The organism is Bacteroides sp. BFG-637 (genome assembly GCF_024793605.1).
Classification (GTDB): Bacteria; Bacteroidota; Bacteroidia; order Bacteroidales; family Bacteroidaceae; genus Bacteroides; species Bacteroides vicugnae.
Genome location: NZ_JANUPD010000002.1, coordinates 1 through 20,170, shown reverse-complemented (window position 1 = coordinate 20,170; position 20,170 = coordinate 1). Strand labels below are relative to the sequence as shown.

The window sequence follows — 20,170 nt, the reverse complement described above, 5'->3', positions numbered from 1 at the left end:
TTTATCTATTATTTGTACTTAAATTCACTATGTTTTATTATGAACACGCAATCTTCAGTAGACACGAGAATTAAAGTTGGAATTATCGGTTTTGGTAGAATGGGAAGATTCTATTGGGAAGCGATGACAAAAAGTGGGCGATGGAATATTGCTTATATTTGCGATACTGATCCGGAATCACGTCAATTGGCTAAGAAGTTATCTCCTGAATCTCTTATAGTAGAAGATAATCAAAAAATTTTTGAGGATGAAAGTGTACAGGTAGTCGGTCTTTTCACTTTGGCCGACTCACGGATGGAACAAATAGAAAAAGCTATTCGCTACGGCAAACACATTATTTCAGAAAAACCTATTTCAGATACCATGGAAAATGAGTGGAAGGTCGTGGAGATGACAGAAAACACCAACCTCATTTCTGCGGTAAACTTGTATCTGCGGAATTCCTGGTATCATAATCTGATGAAAGAGTATATCGAGCAGGGAGAAATCGGAGAACTGGCTATTATCCGTATTTGCCACATGACTCCCGGTTTGGCACCGGGCGAAGGTCATGAGTACGAGGGACCTGCTTTCCATGATTGTGGAATGCACTACGTCGATATTACCCGTTGGTATGCAGGCTGTGATTATAGAACATGGAATGCGCAGGGAGTGAATATGTGGAATTATAAAGATCCTTGGTGGGTACAATGTCACGGAACTTTCCAAAATGGCGTAGTCTTCGATATTACTCAGGGCTTTGTTTATGGACAATTATCTAAAGACCAGACACATAATTCGTATGTGGATATTATAGGTACCAAAGGAGTTGTGCGTATGACGCATGATTTCAATACCGCTGTTGTTGATCTGCACGGTGTCAATCAGACCATTCGTGTGGAGAAACCTTTCGGTGGCAAGAATATAGACGTGTTGTGTGACCTGTTTGCTGATTCGGTAGAAACCGGAAAGCGCAATTCCCGCTTACCGTCTATGCGCGATTCGGCCATTGCATCCGAATATGCGTGGACATTCTTGAAAGACACACGCAAACACGATTTGCCCGCTATTGGTAATTTGCGCACTCTGGAGCAAATACGCGAGCGAAGAAGAAACATGAAAAATGGATATGGATTGTTGCATGGCAACCTTCCAAAGATTATTAACCCTTAAATAAATAAAATCATGTCAAACATTTCGAGGAGAAAGTTTCTCAAAACGGGGGCTGCTGCTTTAGCAGGCATTACTATTGCTCCCAGTACTATTTTAGGTATGAGCCACGGGCATATTTCGCCTACTGACAAACTGAATCTTGCAGCCGTGGGTATTGGTGGTATGGGACATGCCAATATTAATCACGTGAAGGGCACTGAAAATATTGTGGCTCTTTGTGATGTGGATTGGAAGTATGCAAAAGGTGTGTTCGACGAATTCCCCAAGGCTAAAAAATACTGGGACTATCGTAAGATGTATGAAGAAATGGGTAAATCTATCGATGGTGTGATTATTGCAACTGCCGACCATACTCATGCTATCATCACTGCTGATGCAATGACAATGGGAAAACACGTGTACTGTCAGAAGCCGTTGACCCACTCTGTTTATGAATCTCGTTTATTGACAAATTTAGCTGCTTCAACAGGTGTTGTTACTCAGATGGGTAATCAGGGTTCATCAGACGAAGGTACGGATTTGGTATGCGAATGGATTTGGAATGGTGAAATCGGTGATATAACTAAGGTGGAATGTGCAACAGACCGTCCTATTTGGCCGCAAGGATTGAATGTTCCTGAAGGTGTAGACCGTATTCCTAGTACATTGAATTGGGATTTGTTTACAGGTCCTGCTAAAATGAATCCTTACAATGCTATTTATCATCCTTGGAACTGGCGTGGATGGTGGGATTACGGAACAGGTGCATTAGGTGATATGGCTTGCCATATTTTGCATCAGCCGTTTAGAGCATTGAAATTGCAATATCCTACCAAAGTGGAAGGATCATCTACTTTATTGTTGAATGCTTGTGCTCCGCAGGCACAGCATGTGAAAATGATTTTCCCTGCTCGTGAAAATATGCCGAAAGTAGCTATGCCTGAAGTGGAAGTACATTGGTACGATGGCGGTATGATGCCTGAACGTCCGAAAGGATTCCCGGAAGGAAAACAACTGATGCAGAGTGGTGGTGGTTTGACTATTTTCCACGGAACGAAAGATACTTTGATTTGCGGATGTTATGGACAGAATCCTTGGTTGCTTTCTGGTCGTAAACCAAATGCGCCAAAAGTTTGTCGTCGTGTTCCTAATGCTATGAACGGTGGGCACGAGATGGACTGGGTACGTGCATGTAAAGAAAATAAATCTAACCGTATCATGACTAAGTCTGATTTCTCAGAAGCCGGACCCATGAATGAAATGGTAGCAATGGGTGTATTGGCTATTCGTTTGCAAGCGCTGAATAAGACTCTTGAATGGGATGGAGCTAACATGTGCTTTACGAATATCGGTGATAACGAAACGATCCGTACCGTTATCAAAGACGGATTCAAGATTCATGATGGTCATCCGACATTTGATAAGACATGGACTGATCCGATTAATGCGAAACAGTTTGCTGCTGAATTAGTGAAACATACTTATCGTGACGGTTGGAGACTTCCTGATATGCCGAGATAAAAGTAAATTAAAAATTAAAAATTAAATAGTTGATATCATGAAAAAAGTATTTTATCCATTAGCTTGTTGTTGTCTTGCTGCAGGCGTTTTCGCTTCTTGCGGTGGTCAGAAGAAAGCAAATGCTCCGGAAGAGCAAAAAGTTGCGTTGTCTTACTCTAAATCATTGAAAGCACCGGAAACTGATAGTTTGAATCTGCCTGTTGACGAAAATGGTTATATCACAATCTTTGATGGTGAAACATTTAACGGATGGCGTGGTTATGGAAAAGACCGTGTTCCTACTAAATGGACAATCGAAGATGGCTGCATCAAATTCAACGGTTCTGGCGGCGGTGAAGCTCAAGACGGTGATGGTGGTGACTTGATCTTTGCTCATAAATTTAAAAACTTTGAGTTGGAATTGGAATGGAAGGTTGCTAAAGGTAGCAATTCGGGTATTTTGTATTTAGCTCAGGAAGTTACTTCTAAAGACAAAGATGGTAATGATGTGCTTGAACCTATTTATATTTCCGCACCTGAATATCAGATCCTGGATAATGCCAATCATCCGGATGCTAAATTGGGTAAAGATAACAATCGTCAGTCAGCTTCTTTGTATGACATGATTCCGGCAGTTCCTCAAAACTCTAAACCATTTGGCGAATGGAACAAGGCTAAGATTATGGTTTATAAAGGTACAGTGGTTCACGGACAAAACGATGAAAACGTACTTGAATATCATTTGTGGACAAAACAATGGACTGATATGTTGCAGGCAAGTAAGTTCAGCGAAGATAAATGGCCTTTGGCATTTGAATTGCTGAATAACTGTGGAGGAGAAAATCACGAAGGTTTCATCGGTTTGCAAGATCACGGTGATGATGTTTGGTTCCGCAACATCCGCGTGAAGGTTTTGGACTAATCGCATAAATAAGAAATAAGGCACGGATTACACGGATAACACGGTTTTTTAACTATCGTTATTATATAACAACCGCGTAATTCCGTGTAATCCGTGCCTATTTTTTCTTATATAAATCTAATAATTGTAATTCCCTGATATCTATTATATGAAAACAAAAATTTATTTATGTGCGTTGGCTACTCTTTTCATGATTCCACAGGCAATGACCGCGCAAACTAAGAAGAAAGCTAAAAAGAAGTAGCTATTCAACTCTATTCTGTCAGAGATATATTGAATAAGGTAGACAATAAAGATGGTAAGTGTGACCCCACTTATACTGCTCTTCTGAAGAAATTGGCAAACATGGGATATACCGGTGTTGAAGCTGCCAATTATAATAACGGTAAATTTTATGACCGGACTCCTCAACAATTTAAGAAAGATGTCGAATCGGCAGGATTAAAAGTCTTGTCTTCACACTGCACGCGTGGACTGTCGAAAGAAGAACTCGCCTCCGGTGACTATTCGAAATCACTTGAATGGTGGGATCAGTGTATTGCCGATCATAAAGCTGCCGGTATGAAATATATTGTAGCTCCGTGGATGGATGTACCTAAGACGCTCAAAGATTTAGAAACGTATTGTGCATATTATAATGAGATAGGCAAGCGTTGTAAACAACAGGGTCTGTCGTTTGGGTATCATAATCACGCTCATGAATTTCAGAAAGTAGAAGATAAAGTGATGTATGATTATATGCTGGAACATACGAATCCTGAATATGTCTTCTTCCAGATGGACCTTTATTGGGTAGTTCGCGGACAAAACAGTCCTGTTGATTATTTTAATAAATATCCCGGTCGTTTCAAGATATTCCATGTGAAGGATCATAGAGAGATCGGACAAAGTGGAATGGTAGGTTTTGACGCTATCTTTAAGAATGCAAAAACTGCAGGTGTTAACTATCTCGTTGCTGAAATCGAGGGCTATAGTATGCCGGTAGAAGAGAGTGTGGAAGTAAGCTTGGATTATTTGTTGAATGCTCCTTTTGTGAAGAGTTCATACGCTAAATAACGTGTGAATAGCTAAAATAAAGGCATAAAAAAAGTCTGTGCATGCTTTCGCATGGCAGACTTTCAATTCTCTCTAAGCTGTTTCTGAATTATTCAGCTACAGTTTCAGTTGCAGTGCTATCAGCATTCAAAGAATCTGCTGCTGCGGCTGCTGCTTGTTCAGCTTCAAGAGCTGCTGCTTCTACTGCTGCGATTGAGTCAGCGATACGGATAGAATCTGCAGTTGCTTTTGCTGCGTCAGCTGCTTTGTTACCACATGATGCGAATGATACTGCTACGATAGCTACGGCCATCAAAACTAATTTTTTCATTTTCTTTGCTTTTTAAAAACGTAATACAATCAATTGCTTTATTAAAACGTTGCAAAGGTATGTACTTTTTCAATATGTTGTTCTCGAAACACCAACTTTTTTATATATTTTTTTGTAACTAGCCACTTTTTTCCCACTTTCGTATGTTTAAAAACATGCTAATCGACAGCAATACTGTTATATAGGTATCTTTTTATGCTTCTTTTGGGAGTTTTTTCAAATTCCGTAGGATAAAGTTGGATTCTGCTGATTTTTTCATAAGCGGCTACATTGCTGTTCAGATTCTTAAGATTTTCATCCATGATTGTTTTCAGGTTATCCGGATTGTTTAATCCGAGAGAATCCAACGCTTCATAATCGGCATAAACGAGTGCTACTAATTTTTTGTTGCGTTCGATAACGAGACTTTCAAGAATGAAAGGTAGGTTATTCAGTTTTGTTTCCAACTCTTCGGGGAAGATGTTCTGTCCGTTTGAGCTTAAGATCATGGTCTTGAGCCGTCCCCGGATGAAAATATTCCCGCTGTTGTCCATGCTACCGAGATCACCCGTACGTAGCCAGCCGTCTTGTGTGAATACTTCCTCTGTTGCTTCCTGGTTCTTGTAATATCCTACCATCACGTTTTCTCCCCGCACTTGGATTTCTCCGGTTTCTGCTTCAGGGTTTTCCTTATAGATACGTGCTTCCATTATATCCAGAATCTTTCCGGAAGAGCCTTGTACAAATTCATCCCAAGGGGCATAGCTGATTAGCGGTCCACATTCCGTCATACCGTAACCGATAGTAAAAGGGAATTTAATTTTGTAGAAGAATTCTTCTACTTCTTTATCCATAGCGGCGCCACCGATAATGATTTCCTTAAACCGGCCTCCCAGTGCATCAATCAGTCTTTTGCGTATCTGGTTGTAGATCTGTGTGTCGAGCAGCGGAATATTGAGTGCCCACTTCATGCCTTTTTTATTAATGAGTGGTTGGATGATATTCTTATATATCTTTTCGATCACTAGCGGGACAGTAATAATAAGGTTGGGTTTCACTTCCTCAAAAGCCTTCATTATAATCTTGGGAGAAGGAGTTTTTCCAAGCAAAGTGACATGGGTGCCGACAGCAGTTGCTGTCAGAAAGTCGAACGCACAGCCGTATGCATGAGCGAGTGGGAGGAAAGAGAGTACCTTGTCTCCCTTTTTAAGAAGTTCGGTGCGGATACCGAAGGTAACATTTCCTGCCAGATTGTTCCCTGTCAGCATCACTCCTTTACTGAAACCGGTGGTTCCGGAAGTATAGTTTAATAGCATCACTTTGTCATTGGATAAAGTGGTATATTGAACATCTTCACGGGCAAATCCTTTCGGATACAAAGAATGCATTTCTTTATCGGTGTTTTTCAGAAACTTCTGTATGGTTTCTCCGTCACGCTGATAAAGACACCGGAAATCGGTCAGTGAGAATACGCCTCGCAGTCCCGTTAGTTTTTCCTCTTCCAGATTGTCCCAGATGCTGTCACTGGTGAACAGAAATACAGATTCGGAATGATTGACGATATGATGAACATCGTTGGGCGTAAAGTCTTGAAGGATGGGGACAATGATTGCTCCATACGTGATAGTTGCCATATAGGCGATGCACCAGTGAGCATTGTTTTTGCCGATAACTGAAATCTTATCCCCTCTGCGGAGGCTACAGTGTTTGAATAACAGATGTAAACGGGCGATTTTTTCAGCTACCTCCCCATAAGTATATTGGGTATCTTCTCCATAATCGGTGTAACAAGGTAGATCCCAATTTTCACGAAAACTATTTTCGTATAGTTTAATGAAATTCTCTTTAATCATTGCACGTTTTTTAGTGAATTGTGCAAAAATAGGAATAAACTTTCGTATCCAAAAGCGTTTTACTAATAATAATGTGTAACTTTGCAAAGTTAATGTGTTTATAACAGCTTATGATAGATACCACTGTATTTCAAAATAAGACAGCCGTTTATTATACTTTAGGCTGCAAATTAAATTTTTCAGAGACTTCAACTATCGGTAAAATTCTGCGTGAGGCAGGAGTCCGGACTGCGCGTAAAGGAGAGAAGGCAGATATCTGTGTGGTAAATACCTGTTCGGTGACGGAGATGGCGGATAAGAAATGCCGGCAAGCGATTCATCGTCTGGTAAAACAACACCCAGGTGCTTTTGTGGTAGTGACCGGATGTTATGCGCAATTGAAGCCCGGCGATGTGGCAAAGATAGATGGAGTGGACGTAGTGTTGGGAGCTGAACAGAAGGGAGAATTGCTTCAATATCTAGGTGACCTCCAAAAGCATGAAAAAGGAGAAGCTATCACTACGGCGACCAAAGATATCCGTTCTTTTGCTCCCTCGTGTTCACGGGGAGACCGTACCCGTTTCTTTTTGAAGGTGCAGGATGGATGCGATTACTTTTGTTCTTATTGCACGATTCCTTTTGCCCGGGGGCGAAGTCGTAACGGGACTATTGCTTCCATGGTTGAACAGGCCCGTCAAGCAGCTGCCGAAGGAGGAAAAGAGATTGTTCTGACCGGAGTGAATATTGGAGATTTTGGTAAAACAACAGGGGAGAGTTTCTTTGATTTGGTAAAAGCGCTGGATCAGGTAGAGGGAATCGAACGTTATCGGATATCTTCTATAGAACCAAATCTGTTGACCGATGAGATCATTGAATTTGTGTCTCACTCCCGTAGTTTTATGCCTCATTTCCATATCCCTTTGCAGTCCGGTTGTGATGAGGTTTTGCAATTAATGCGCCGCCGTTATGACACAGCTCTTTTTGCTTCCAAAGTGAAGAAGATCAAAGAGGTGATGCCGGATGCTTTTATCGGTGTGGATGTGATTGTGGGAACCCGTGGAGAAACGCCGGAGTACTTCCAACAAGCTTATCAGTTTATTGAGAGTTTGAATGTGACCCAGTTGCATGTGTTTAGTTATTCCGAACGTCCCGGAACGCAGGCCCTAAAAATAGAATATGTGGTTTCCCCGGAAGAGAAACATCAGCGTAGTCAACGTTTATTGACACTGTCGGATCAAAAAACGCAGGCCTTTTATGCTCGTCATATTGGGCAGACAATGCCGGTGCTGATGGAAAAATCGAAGGCAGGTGCTCCGATGCATGGATTTACGGAGAACTATATACGTGTAGAGGTGGAAAGCGATGATTCGCTGGATAATAGGGTGGTCAATGTACGTTTGGGAGATTTTAATGAAGAGATGACAGCACTTAAAGGTACAATTCTGATATAAGTATGGGATCAAAACTTATCTACTGGTTGGTATATAGTGGGATGTGGTTGTTTTCGGCACTTCCGTTCCGGGTTTTGTATATGTTCTCGGATTTGAATTATCTGCTGATGTATCATATTGGAAAATATCGCCGGAAAGTAGTTCGGGGGAACCTGTTGAGATCATTTCCGGAAAAAACTGATGCCGAGAGATTGCAGATTGAACGCAAATTCTATCGCTATCTGTCGGATTATATGCTTGAGGATTTGAAATTGTTGCATATGTCTGCCGAAGAGCTTTGTGTGAGAATGATTTATAAGAATACGGAACAATATCTGGAACTGACAGAAAAGTACGGAGGCATTATTGTGATGATTCCTCATTATGCCAATTATGAATGGTTGATTGGCATGGGGGCGATCATGAAACCCGGAGATGTTCCCGTGCAGGTTTATAAACCGTTGAGAGATCAATATCTGGATAAACTTTTTAAGCGTATCCGCTCTCGTTTCGGAGGATATAATATTCCCAAACATTCTACTGCACGTGAAATTATTAAGTTGAAGCGTGATGGAAAAAGATGGTAGTCGGTCTGATTACCGACCAATGGCCCAGCGGATTTGATAGATATTGGACTACTTTTTTAGGGCAGGAGACTGCTTTTCTGAATGGTGCCGAGCGTATTGCTAAAATGATGAATTTCCCTGTTTTCTATTGCGAACTTAGTAAGAGACGTAGAGGATATTGTGAAGCGGAATTCAAACTAATGACGGAGACGCCGAAAGAAACCAAGGAAGGAGAAATCACTGAAATGTTTGCTCACCGATTGGAGCAGACAATTCGTAGAGAACCGGCATACTGGTTGTGGTCTCATAAACGCTGGAAATTAACCAGAGAGGAAGCTGAACAACAGGAAGAATTGAACAAGAAGAAAGAACAGCAATGAAAGTTTCAGTTGTAATCTTGAATTGGAACGGATGTGATATGCTCCGTACTTTTCTTCCGTCTGTTGTCCGCTATTCGGAAGGAGAGGGGATGGAGGTTTGTGTGGCTGATAATGGCTCTACAGACGATTCTGTGACTTTGCTTCAACAGGAATTTCCTTCTGTTAAGACGATTGTGCTCGATCAGAATTATGGTTTTGCAGACGGATACAATTGGGCATTACAGCAGGTAGATGCAGAATATGTAGTGCTTTTGAATTCGGATGTCGAGGTGACGGAGCATTGGCTGGAACCAATGGTTGCTTATCTGGATGCTCACCCGGAGGTGGCTGCCTGTCAGCCGAAGATACGGAGCCAGCGACAAAAAGAATATTTCGAATATGCCGGGGCAGCCGGTGGTTTTATTGATAAATATGGTTATCCTTTTTGTCGAGGGCGTATAATGGGCGTTGTGGAGAAGGATGAAGGTCAGTACGATACAGTGATTCCTGTTTTCTGGGCGACGGGAGCAGCCCTGTTTATCCGACGCGCTGATTATATGAATGCCGGAGGATTGGATGGACGTTTTTTTGCACATATGGAGGAAATAGATTTGTGCTGGCGACTTCGTTCGCGAGGACGTGAGATTGTTTGTGTGCCTCAAAGTGTTGTCTATCATGTGGGGGGAGCTACTCTTAAAAAAGAGAATCCTCATAAGACTTTTCTTAATTTCCGTAATAATCTTGTCATGCTCTATAAGAATCTTCCACAGGAGGAGTTAAATAAAGTGATGCGTATCCGGGCCTGTCTCGATTATGTGGCAGTGTTTAACTTCTTGTTGCAAGGGCATTGGGACAATGCTCGTGCTGTCATGCGTGCACGAAAAGAGTACCAACAGCTACGTCCTTCATTTTCTTTATCCCGTGAAAAGAATATGAGAAAAAAAACTTTGAATCCGATACCTGAACGGACAAAAAGTAGTATCTTGTGGCAGTTTTATGTGAGAGGATGCAAAAGATTCTCTCAATTGTCGGATTTAAAAGGATAGCAAATGGAAGCAAAGGTTAGAAGAGGCATCGGGCTGGTAGCGCATGATGCGATGAAAAAAGATCTCATCGAATGGGTATTGTGGAATTCGGAACTGTTGATGGGAAATAAATTCTATTGTACAGGTACTACCGGTACTTTGATATTGGAAGCATTGAAAGAGAAGCACCCTGATGAAGAATGGGATTTTACGATTTTAAAATCAGGTCCGCTGGGTGGTGACCAACAGATGGGATCACGTATTGTGGATGGACAGATTGACTATCTGTTTTTCTTCACTGACCCTATGACACTGCAACCGCATGATACGGATGTGAAAGCATTAACCCGCTTGGCTGGTGTAGAAAATATTGTTTTTTGCTGTAATCGTTCTACGGCGGATCATATTATTTCCAGTCCGTTATTTATGGATCCTGACTACGAGCGCATTCATCCGGACTATTCCGGCTATACAAAGCGTTTCCAGGATAAACCTGTGGTGACGGAAGCTGTTGAATCAGTAAATAGAAGAAAAAGAGAGAGAAAATAAGCCGGTAGTTTACGGCTGTGAAAATAGGAGCAGATTTTGCTTAAAAAAGGAATGCAGATGATACGGATTACTTTATTAATATCGTATTATCTGCATTTCGTTATTTATGTTTCATTACCAACAATGTGATATCTTATTTCTTGCTGCAGTGTAGCTCAATTCCTGCGGACTCTATATCTGCTCCCATCGGTGGATTCCGTTTGGAAAGCCGGAGTTCTATTTCTTCAATACAGGGGAATTGGGCAAAGAGTTTTTGTATAATCCGTCCGCTCACGTGTTCCAGCAATTTTGAGGGAATAGCCATTTCGTTTTTTATCACCTGATGTACTTCGGCGTAGTTGACGGTGTCGGTAACTTCGTCTGTCCGGGTAGCTTTGCTGATATCCACTTTCAGTTTCAGGTCAATGATATATTCATTTCCGATCAGATTTTCTTGCGGTGCAACTCCATGATAGGCGTAACAACGAATTTCTTTCAAAAGAATATAGCTACTGTTTATCTTCATATATTGTCTTTTTAGTGTGATCTTGTTTGACTTTTAACAGGTCTTTCTGTGCAACCATTTGTGGAATCACTTTTAGAAAGACGGGGGTGAGCAGAATGCAGATACTTAGTGTTATAAGCAAAAGTACACTTGCCTGTGCCCAACTATTGTGAATATAACGGCTGACCAATGGACCTAAAAAATGAAGTATCGGTCCATGAATACTTAAGGTGATGATCGAATATCGCCCTAAGTAAGAAATAACCTTTATTTCCTTTACTTTTTTGCAAAGTAACATAATCATAAATATTCCTGCAAATGCAGCGATATATACTTGAAAAATATTTCCCGTATAGTTGTTGGTGCGCATACCTAATGTGGTAGCGGTAAAGTACATGACTACCAGTGCCAATAGAACGAAAACCGGGATCAACTTGTCGAAACGATGACTGGGATACAGAAAAAAGTTATACCGCCGAATCCAGAAACCGGCTACATAGAAAGGGAGGGCGGTCATGGAAACATCTATATACAAAGGCAACTCTATCTGTAACTTTCCGAGATAAAATCCTGTGCAACCAATCAGGAGGGTGACAGCAAACATGATAGGCAGGTGTTTCTCACGCAGAAAGTGGATCAGATAAAACAGGATATTGCAGTTGAATAGTGCAAGTAGAAACCAAATCGGAGGATTGAACTTGATAAGGTCATGTCCATGAAACACTACCAAGAGCTCATTCCATGATACAGGCAGTTGAAATACCCCGGGTGCTATTTTCCAAACGATATATTTCATTAGAAATGCGCTTAGATAGAAGAAAAGAAAAGGGATAATCAACTTGTTTATTTTCCGTAGGATAAATCCGAACAAGCCTTCGTATGATTTGAAAAATACTCCGGAGATAAAGAAATAAAGCGGCATGCGAAAACAGGAGAGCATGGAATTGGTATCCAGCTGTTCGAAGGCTCCTCCAACGTGCGCTATTACTACAAGGATGATGCAGACTCCTTTGGTTAAGTCCACGAAATCAATACGTCTGCTTTGGTTGCCTTCCATTATCTCTTTTCAATTTCACTTTTCGGCGCAAAGATACTTCATAAATTGGAATAAAAAGAGTTAGTGCCTTTTATCTTATTTATTCGGATCTCTTCCTGTATTTTTTATCAGTTCACAAATCTTATCATTGAGTGTTTTTGCTTTCATCAACTGTTCCAATGTGAGGTGTATCCGGTATCGCCAATAATTTCGTGGATTTGATGGAATATTAATCCGTTCTTCCGCCACATTCGGATTTCTCCACTTCTCGTCTATTGATAACCAATCTTGGAAAGACAAGATGCAGAGAATAGAATTACTGTTGAGATGATTGCGTACAATTTCCTCGCACAACTCGGGAGTAGCAGTGGTTGGTGCAGTACCGTAGTGTCCTAACGTTGCATTATAGTAGCGTTGGGTCTGTTGATAATCTTCTTCCCACCAGCCACGCAAGGTAGACATATCGTGGGTGGAGATTGTGCAGACAGACCGGTATGGATACTCATTCAAATGCCCGAATTCATACATTGGATTTTTAGGCATTCGCTGAATTTCCAAACTGAGAATACGGAGATCATTCATCACTGATGATACACAAGCAGGAATCATCCCCAGATCTTCTCCACAAACCAACATACGGGTGGATTGTGTCAGCTGGGGCAATTTCTTCATGGCCTGTTGAAACCAGAACTCATTGTGTCGGTGGTAATAATACTGGTCGTATAGTTTGTTAAAAGCATTCTTCTCCTCTTCGTTTAGCAATCGGAATACGAAATCTCGTTGTACGCCGATTCGAGGGTGGTATTTCCCTTCCTCTTTTTTGTCCGCAACAAATAAAACGTTGCTGATTAATGAATAAAGCCCTTCCCGAATCCAGATACTATCTTCATCATTTTTGCCGGCAAAGAATTGTTCTACTTCCCTTTGCGTCTCAAATCCCGGTTTCATCCGATAGGTACCGGAGTCGTCAACTAATTGGAGAAAGTCTTGTTTTACCAAGTTGGTATGGGGGCCGAACAACTGTCCAAGGAAAGATTCATGAATAGATGGGAGCAGGTATTCATCCCGGAACGTGAGGCCATAACTTTCGATTTCTTCCCGACTCATGGGGAGAGAAGGATCAAACTGACCTAACAATCCGTGTACGGCGTGCATCGGTATTTCCCAGATACGGAAAAAACCGAGGATATGATCGATCCGGTAGGCATCGAAGTATTCCGCCATTTTCTGAAAACGTTTCATCCACCAGCGGTAGCCGTCTTTTTCCATGACATCCCAGTTGTATGTAGGAAATCCCCAGTTTTGCCCGTTGATGGAGAAATCATCGGGTGGAGCACCTGCTTGTCCGTTGAGATTGAAGTAATGAGGTTCTGTCCAGGCTTCTACACTGTTGCGGCTGATACCGATTGGAATATCTCCTTTTAATACAACACCGTGTTGGCGGGCATATTCGGTTGCAGACAGTAATTGCAGGTGCAGGTGATACTGAATATAGTAATACAATGAGATATGAGGATAGTCTACAGTTTCCGGCTGGCACATTTTTTCTATATCTTCCGCATTATAAACAGAGTGTCGTGGCCATTTACGGAAATTGGGTGTTTTGTAGGCGTCGCGCAGATAACTGAAGACTGCATAGGGTTGCAACCATTCTTTGTTGGCTTCAAAGAAGTCTTTGAAACCTTTGGAAGCTAAGACTTTTTTTCCTTCCTGTCGGAATAGTAAGTTGAAAAACTCCCATTTAGTCTGGTTTACTGCTTCGTAGTCAATGGCAGGCAGACTGTTCAGTTCTTTTTGCTTTTTGTTGAATTTCGATGCGGCTTCTTTGTCTTTCAGAGTTCCCATTTGCTTGATATCCGCATACATTGGGTGGAAGGCATAAATGGAAATGCTGTTATAGGGGTAAGAGTCGGTCCATGTGTGAGTCATGGTGGTGTCATTGACCGGTAAAATCTGAATAACTTTCTGATGGGTGATTACTGCCCAGTCGATCATACGTCTCAAGTCACCAAAATCACCTACTCCAAAACTTTTCTCTGATTTTAAGGAGAATACAGGTATGGCGATTCCCGCACCTTTCCAGGCGGGAATGTCGAAATAGGCATACCGGTCGGAGATCACGAGCGTTTCGTTTGTCTTCAGTTCCGGGTCTGCCAGATAACGGTTGGGGTTCTTTTCCCAGCAGTCCGCTTTCTTTTCTTGTTTGTTGTAGAGGATGAATTTGTATTCCAGCGGGTATTTTAGTTTGCTGGCATCCAATTCTATCTGCCACTCCGGAAAATGGACGTCACTCATTAGAACCGCTTTCTCCGGGTCCCAGTGGCCTAATGATTTCTGGTTACCACAAATCGCCAGACAATAATCTTTATTGATATGTGGAGCATAGGCTTTGATTACCAGGCCCTTCTTATAACTTTGCGGGATACTTTCTCTCTCGGGATGTGCCAGTAAAGCTTCTGTAAAAGCTGAACTATAAAGGTACGACTGTTCCGGAATGTTTTTCCAGCAATCATTGATTCTGTATATCTTCTTGGAAGTGCCTGATAGGAAAATAGATCTTGGAAAACTGTCCCATTCCTTGCGGATAACTATTCCGTTTTGTTCTATCTGATAGTTATAATTGATAGCCATCCCTTCATGGGGGATTTCAAGCTCAACTTCTGCCGTCCAATAGATACCATCGGTGGTGTGTAAAGGAATTGATTCCGGAAATAAGCCGGAAATTCTTACTTCTTCTCCCCAGTTGGTACGGTATTCAATATTAAATGATAGAATCATATATATTAGATTTTAATTGTACATATAAGACACTGCAAGTATAAGACATTTTTTTGAATAAAAAATAAAAGGAGTCGCATTGGACTCCTTTTAATCTTTTGTTTATATATTAATTAACATACGTAGGACTATTATCCACACCTGGAAGCACCGCAAGTTGTACAAATCAGACAGCCTTCCTGATAAACCAATGTCTCATTACCGCAGTTCGGGCATTTCTTACCTTTGGCTTCTGTTCCATCCTGAATATACTTCTTCAATGCACGTTCCACACCGTTTTTCCAAGTGTTGATACTTTCACTGTTTAATTGGAGAGAGCCAACCAGTTTGATAACCTGTTCAATCGGCATCCGGTAGCGAAGCACACCAGAAATCAATTTAGCATAGTTCCAGTATTCTTTGTTGAACTTCTCTGACAATCCTTCAATGGTCGTCTTATATCCGCGTTTGTTCTCGAATTGGAAGTCGTAACGTTTGGTACCGTCTTCATCTACATTTTTGATGATACGTCCGCAAGTCACACTCTTAGGTAGCAAGATACCTTCATCATCATCTTGCAAACCTGTGAATATTTCATAAGGGTGTCCATCTAATAATCCGACAAAAGCCACCCATTTTTCTTTGTTGTTCTGGAAACGGACAACATCTGCTTCCAATATTCTCGGACGTACCTCTACAACCGTAGGCGGTTTGCAAGGAGGAAGGTCTTCTTTCTTTTCCTTATTTGATTTAGTGGAAATCAAAACTCCGGAGCGTGAACCGTCGCGATATACGGTACAGCCTTTACAGCCGGATTTCCATGCTTCTACATACAAACGGTTTACTAAATCCTCGTCTACATCATTCGGTAGATTGATCGTTACGCTGATGGAGTGGTCTACCCATTTCTGGATTCTTCCCTGCATCTTCACCTTCATCAACCAGTCGACATCGTTGGAAGTTGCTTTGTAATAAGGAGATTTAGCAACCAGTTCATCAATTTCTTCTTGGGAATAGCGTTTGGCCGGATCGTATCCGTTAGCTTCCATCCAGGTCACAAACTTGTGATGGAATACGATATATTCTTCGAATGCATCTCCTGTTTCGTCTACAAAATCTACATGTACATTCGTATCGTTCGGATTAACCTTTCTTCTGCGTTTGTAAACAGGCAGGAATACAGGTTCGATACCGGAAGTTGTCTGTGTCATCAAACTGGTAGTTCCGGTTGGAGCAATTGTCAGGCAGGCAATGTTACGGCGACCGTATTTCTTCATGTCCTCATACAGTTTCGGGTCAGCTGCTGCCAGGCGTTGGATGAACGGATTATTCTGTTCACGTTCGCTATTGTATATTTCGAAAGCACCACGTTCTTTGGCCATTTCCACTGAAGAACGGTATGCGCCGAGAGCTACTGTCTTGTGTACTTTTTCAGAGAATTCTGTCGCTTCTTCCGTTCCGTAACGCAATCCCAATGCAGCAAGCATATCACCTTCTGCAGTGATACCTACACCAGTACGGCGACCTTGTCCACTCTTCTTGTAGATTTTCTCCCAAAGTGTGCGTTCTGCATGTTTTACTTCTTCATTTTCCGGATCTTCGTCAATCTTGGTCATGATACGTTCGATTTTCTCGAGTTCGAGGTCGATGATATCATCCATGATACGTTGAGCAAGAGCCACGTGTTTCTGGAACAGGTCAAAATCAAAATAAGCATCCGGTTTGAACGGATTCACTACATAGGAATATAGATTGATAGCCAATAGACGGCATGAATCGTAAGGACATAGAGGAATTTCTCCGCATGGGTTGGTAGATACAGTTCTGTAACCCAGATCTGCATAGCAATCAGGCACGGACTCACGGATAATCGTATCCCAGAATAAAACTCCCGGTTCTGCTGATTTCCATGCATTATGAACGATTTTCTTCCACAAGGTAGAAGCGTTGATTTCTTTGGTAAATGTCGGGTTGGCAGAGTCAATAGGATATTGCTGTACATACGGCTTTTCATCTACGGCAGCTTGCATGAAAGCATCGTCCAGCTTGACAGAAACATTGGCTCCGGTTACTTTGCCTTCAGTCATCTTGGCGTCAATAAATGCTTCGGAATCCGGATGTTTGATGGATACACTCAACATCAGTGCACCACGACGTCCGTCTTGAGCTACCTCACGAGTAGAATTCGAATAACGCTCCATAAATGGAACAAGGCCGGTGGAAGTCAGTGCCGAGTTTTTAACGGGAGAGCCTTTCGGACGGATGTGTGATAAATCGTGACCTACACCACCGCGTCTTTTCATCAGTTGCACCTGTTCTTCGTCGATTTTGATAATAGCACCGTAAGAGTCGGCTGCGCCATCCACTCCGATAACAAAGCAATTGGATAGTGAAGCAACCTGATAGTCGTTACCGATTCCTGTCATCGGGCTACCTTGGGGGACGATGTACTTGAAGTGATCTAATAAATCATACAGTTCTTTTGCTGTCAACGCATTCGGATACTTTGATTCTACGCGTGCCACTTCATTTGCAATTCTCCAATGCATGTCTTCCGGGGATTTTTCATAGATATTACCGAAAGAATCCTTTACTGCGTATTTGTTTACCCAAACCCTTGCAGCAAGCTCGTCGCCTTGAAAATATCGTAAAGATTCTTCATAGGCTTCGTCGTAAGAATAAATTTGTTTTTCCACGATTCAATTTGTGTTAAATCTCGTTTTTAATAAGTAATATGTAGAAGTTTACTTATCGTTAACAAATGTAGCCGCAAAGCTAAGAATGTTTTTTCATCTATCAAAATAAAAATGAAATAATTTATTAACAGGTTGCAAGTTTTCCATTTGTTTATGCTAAGTATTTGATAAACAGTTGAAAGTGTTTTTTGTTCAAAGGTTAAAGTTCTCCAAAAAGAAAACTATTCTATTCTGCTAGTGTGGTAGAATATTTTTTTCTTTTTATATCTTTGCAAAAAAAAAGATATGTTTGAAACCGTAAAGAACAGAAGAACTATTCGGAAATATCTGCCTAAAGATATAAATCCTGGTTTGTTAAATGATTTGCTCGAAACCTCTTTTCGTGCTTCTACGATGGGGGAATGCAACTTTATAGTGTAATTGTGACTCGTGATGCAGAAATGAAGGAGAAACTCTCGCCTGCTCATTTCAATCAGCCTATGGTAAAAAATGCACCGGTCGTATTGACTTTTTGTGCTGATTTTCGTCGTTTCAGCAAATGGTGTGAACAGCGGAAAGCTGTGCCGGGCTATGATAATTTAATGTCTTTTATGAATGCCTCCATGGATACTTTGCTCGTTGCTCAGACTTTCTGTACACTGGCGGAAGAAGTAGGACTCGGCATTTGTTATTTGGGGACTACTACTTATAATCCTCAAATGATTATCGATACTCTCCAGCTTCCCGAACTGGTATTCCCTCTCACCACAATAACGGTAGGCTATCCGGATGGTATTCCCGCACAAGTAGACCGCTTGCCTTTGGAAGCTGCCGTGCACGATGAAAAATATCACGACTATACACCGGAAAAAATAGATAAACTTTACGCCTACAAAGAATCATTGCCGGAAAACAAGCAGTTTATCGAAGAAAATGAAAAAGAAACATTGGCTCAAGTCTTTACGGACGTGCGTTACACAAAGAAAGATAACGAATTTATGTCCGAAAATCTATTGAAAGTACTTCGCCGGCAAGGATTCTTTTAAGTATTAAGTATAAAGTATTAAGTATTAAGTATTATCCATGCGGACAAGCTTTATTATGCGGTTTCGCACCAAGGTAATACTTAATACTTTATACTTAATTTCAGTTTCTCTTCTTCAGTAACGACTCTATTTCCTGTACTTCTGCATGAAAGCTCTTGTCTACCTCCAATTGTCCTTTTACGGTTTTGCAGGCGTGAAGTACTGTTGCATGGTCTTTGTTACCGATGAACTTACCTATTTTAGAAGTTGAAAAGTCTGTGTGGTTTTTAGCTAGATACATGGCGATCTGTCGTGCTTGAACGACTTCTCTTTTTCTGGATTTTGTATGTATGGCAGACGGCTCCAGGTCGAAATGTTTGCATACCACTTTGAGAATATCATCAATAGTGACAGCTTTCGTTTCATTGTGAACCACGCCATGTACAATGTGTTGTGCTAAATCCAGGTCTATTTCCTTATTGAAAATAGTAGAACGGGCCATGATAGCGATGACGATACCTTCCAGATCACGTACACTTTCATTCACATTCTCGGCAATATAGTCAATCACTTCTGCCGGAAATTGTAACCCGTCACGGTGTATCTTGTTGCGTAGAATATTTTTGCGAAGTTCTACGGTCGGCTTTTCCAGCTCGGCTACCATACCCCATTTGAAACGGGTCAGGAGGCGTTCTTCGATACCCTGCAATAATACGGGAGCACGGTCCGAAGTCAATATGAGCTGTTTACCATTCTGATGTAAATGATTGAAGATATGGAAGAAATTGTTTTGAGTCTTGGTGACACCGGCAAACTCCTGAATATCGTCAATGATTAATACATCGATCGTCTGATAAAAATTAATAAAGTCGTTGGTCGTGTTATTTCGTACAGAATCCGTATATTGTACCTGGAACAAATGTGCCGAAACGTACAATACTCTTTTCTCTGGATAAATTTCTTTGATTTTTGTGCCTATTGCGTTTGCCAGGTGTGTCTTTCCCACTCCGGATGCTCCATAAAGGAATAACGGGTTGAAAGCGGTCCCTCCCGGTTTTTGCGCTACAGCTTCTGCTACACTTCTTGAAAGTTTATTGCTGTATCCTTCAATGAAGTTCTCAAAATTATAATTGGGATTCAAATGCGGGTCCAGATCTTGAACGGCAGGAGCCTGTAAGAAACTGGGAGCTTTGTTTCCTCCGATTATACTTTTAGGGGTAACAGCTGTAGAACGATTGCTTGCTTCGAGATTCACGGTTTGATTTGGAATCGAAGTCTTGTCCACCATGACGTTGTACATCAACTTGGTGCCTTCGCCAATGACCTTATATAATGTCTTGCGTATTAGATCTACGAATCTCTCTTCCAGAATTTCATAGAAAAACTGGCTCGGGATCTGTAAGATCAAAGTTTTGTCCTCATATTTCAACGGAACAATAGGGGCAAACCAAGTATTATATGTCGTCTCAGGAACATTGTCTTTAATTACGTCGAGACAGCGGTTCCAAAGTACGACATGATTTGATTCAATCAT

Annotated in this window: 13 protein-coding genes and 3 pseudogenes; 9 read left to right on the top strand and 7 right to left on the bottom strand. The window is 41.4% G+C overall.

Features of this window, described 5'->3' with window-relative positions; translation table 11 throughout:
* Positions 1-39 precede the first annotated feature (39 nt).
* From NXX38_RS00095 to NXX38_RS00080, 4 genes and pseudogenes are all read left to right on the top strand, one after another.
* Positions 40-1,152, top strand: a complete 1,113-nt coding sequence (locus tag NXX38_RS00095) for a Gfo/Idh/MocA family protein (RefSeq protein ID WP_074559145.1) — start codon at positions 40-42, stop codon at positions 1,150-1,152.
* 12 nt (positions 1,153-1,164) lie between these two features.
* Positions 1,165-2,652, top strand: coding sequence for a Gfo/Idh/MocA family oxidoreductase (locus NXX38_RS00090; protein ID WP_074559144.1), 1,488 nt, complete (start codon positions 1,165-1,167; stop codon positions 2,650-2,652).
* A gap of 37 nt (positions 2,653-2,689) precedes the next feature.
* Entirely contained in the window at positions 2,690-3,553 is an 864-nt protein-coding gene (locus tag NXX38_RS00085) for a DUF1080 domain-containing protein (protein WP_074559143.1), read from the top strand.
* A gap of 148 nt (positions 3,554-3,701) precedes the next feature.
* Positions 3,702-4,609, top strand: a pseudogene (locus tag NXX38_RS00080) (sugar phosphate isomerase/epimerase family protein).
* An 88-nt stretch (positions 4,610-4,697) separates the two neighbouring features.
* Here the strand turns inward: NXX38_RS00080 and NXX38_RS00075 are convergent.
* Positions 4,698-4,919, bottom strand: a complete 222-nt coding sequence (locus tag NXX38_RS00075) for a hypothetical protein (RefSeq protein WP_004306615.1) — start codon at positions 4,917-4,919, stop codon at positions 4,698-4,700.
* Between the two features lie 158 nt (positions 4,920-5,077).
* Positions 5,078-6,751, bottom strand: a complete 1,674-nt coding sequence (locus NXX38_RS00070; RefSeq protein ID WP_217721249.1) for a long-chain fatty acid--CoA ligase — start codon at positions 6,749-6,751, stop codon at positions 5,078-5,080.
* Positions 6,752-6,861: 110 nt separating this feature from the next.
* Here NXX38_RS00070 and mtaB point away from each other — a divergent pair, with 110 nt between their 5' ends.
* From mtaB to NXX38_RS00050, 4 genes and pseudogenes are all read left to right on the top strand, one after another.
* Positions 6,862-8,181, top strand: coding sequence for a tRNA (N(6)-L-threonylcarbamoyladenosine(37)-C(2))-methylthiotransferase MtaB (mtaB, locus tag NXX38_RS00065; protein ID WP_148365221.1), 1,320 nt, complete (start codon positions 6,862-6,864; stop codon positions 8,179-8,181).
* Between the two features lie 2 nt (positions 8,182-8,183).
* Positions 8,184-9,106: pseudogene (locus NXX38_RS00060) on the top strand (lysophospholipid acyltransferase family protein).
* Positions 9,103-10,131: a glycosyltransferase family 2 protein gene (locus NXX38_RS00055; RefSeq protein WP_234132435.1), complete on the top strand. Its 1,029-nt coding sequence runs from the start codon at positions 9,103-9,105 to the stop codon at positions 10,129-10,131. Before NXX38_RS00060 ends, NXX38_RS00055 begins: the two are co-directional and overlap by 4 nt.
* A 3-nt stretch (positions 10,132-10,134) precedes the next feature.
* Positions 10,135-10,659: a methylglyoxal synthase gene (locus NXX38_RS00050; protein ID WP_258978249.1), complete on the top strand. Its 525-nt coding sequence runs from the start codon at positions 10,135-10,137 to the stop codon at positions 10,657-10,659.
* A 133-nt stretch (positions 10,660-10,792) separates the two neighbouring features.
* Here the strand turns inward: NXX38_RS00050 and folB are convergent, their stop codons facing one another.
* The 4 genes from folB to NXX38_RS00030 form a co-directional block, all read right to left on the bottom strand.
* Positions 10,793-11,164, bottom strand: coding sequence for a dihydroneopterin aldolase (folB, locus tag NXX38_RS00045; RefSeq protein ID WP_148365219.1), 372 nt, complete (start codon positions 11,162-11,164; stop codon positions 10,793-10,795).
* Positions 11,148-12,200: an acyltransferase family protein gene (locus NXX38_RS00040; protein ID WP_074559134.1), complete on the bottom strand. Its 1,053-nt coding sequence runs from the start codon at positions 12,198-12,200 to the stop codon at positions 11,148-11,150. Before NXX38_RS00040 ends, folB begins: the two co-directional genes overlap by 17 nt.
* Positions 12,201-12,275: 75 nt before the next feature.
* Positions 12,276-14,957: a 4-alpha-glucanotransferase gene (locus NXX38_RS00035; RefSeq protein ID WP_258978247.1), complete on the bottom strand. Its 2,682-nt coding sequence runs from the start codon at positions 14,955-14,957 to the stop codon at positions 12,276-12,278.
* A 131-nt stretch (positions 14,958-15,088) separates the two neighbouring features.
* On the bottom strand, positions 15,089-17,632 hold the full coding sequence (locus tag NXX38_RS00030; RefSeq protein ID WP_074559132.1) for an adenosylcobalamin-dependent ribonucleoside-diphosphate reductase: 2,544 nt from the start codon (positions 17,630-17,632) through the stop codon (positions 15,089-15,091).
* 285 nt (positions 17,633-17,917) lie between these two features.
* Here NXX38_RS00030 and NXX38_RS00025 point away from each other — a divergent pair.
* Positions 17,918-18,657, top strand: a pseudogene (locus tag NXX38_RS00025) (NADPH-dependent oxidoreductase).
* 100 nt (positions 18,658-18,757) lie between these two features.
* Here NXX38_RS00025 and dnaA read toward each other — a convergent pair.
* The gene (dnaA, locus tag NXX38_RS00020) at positions 18,758-20,170 is read right to left on the bottom strand and encodes a chromosomal replication initiator protein DnaA (protein ID WP_074638126.1); all 1,413 of its coding nucleotides are present in this window, start codon (positions 20,168-20,170) and stop codon (positions 18,758-18,760) included.

Excerpts from the sequence above, each read along its gene's own strand:
- NXX38_RS00095 (WP_074559145.1), top strand. The coding sequence starts at position 40 with ATGAACACGCAATCTTCAGTAGACACGAGAATTAAAGTTGGAATTATC.
- NXX38_RS00090 (WP_074559144.1), top strand. The coding sequence starts at position 1,165 with ATGTCAAACATTTCGAGGAGAAAGTTTCTCAAAACGGGGGCTGCTGCT.
- NXX38_RS00085 (WP_074559143.1), top strand. The coding sequence starts at position 2,690 with ATGAAAAAAGTATTTTATCCATTAGCTTGTTGTTGTCTTGCTGCAGGC.
- NXX38_RS00075 (WP_004306615.1), bottom strand. The coding sequence starts at position 4,919 with ATGAAAAAATTAGTTTTGATGGCCGTAGCTATCGTAGCAGTATCATTC.
- NXX38_RS00070 (WP_217721249.1), bottom strand. The coding sequence starts at position 6,751 with ATGATTAAAGAGAATTTCATTAAACTATACGAAAATAGTTTTCGTGAA.
- mtaB (WP_148365221.1), top strand. The coding sequence starts at position 6,862 with ATGATAGATACCACTGTATTTCAAAATAAGACAGCCGTTTATTATACT.
- NXX38_RS00055 (WP_234132435.1), top strand. The coding sequence starts at position 9,103 with ATGAAAGTTTCAGTTGTAATCTTGAATTGGAACGGATGTGATATGCTC.
- NXX38_RS00050 (WP_258978249.1), top strand. The coding sequence starts at position 10,135 with ATGGAAGCAAAGGTTAGAAGAGGCATCGGGCTGGTAGCGCATGATGCG.
- folB (WP_148365219.1), bottom strand. The coding sequence starts at position 11,164 with ATGAAGATAAACAGTAGCTATATTCTTTTGAAAGAAATTCGTTGTTAC.
- NXX38_RS00040 (WP_074559134.1), bottom strand. The coding sequence starts at position 12,200 with ATGGAAGGCAACCAAAGCAGACGTATTGATTTCGTGGACTTAACCAAA.
- NXX38_RS00035 (WP_258978247.1), bottom strand. The coding sequence starts at position 14,957 with ATGATTCTATCATTTAATATTGAATACCGTACCAACTGGGGAGAAGAA.
- dnaA (WP_074638126.1), bottom strand. The coding sequence starts at position 20,170 with ATGATTGAATCAAATCATGTCGTACTTTGGAACCGCTGTCTCGACGTA.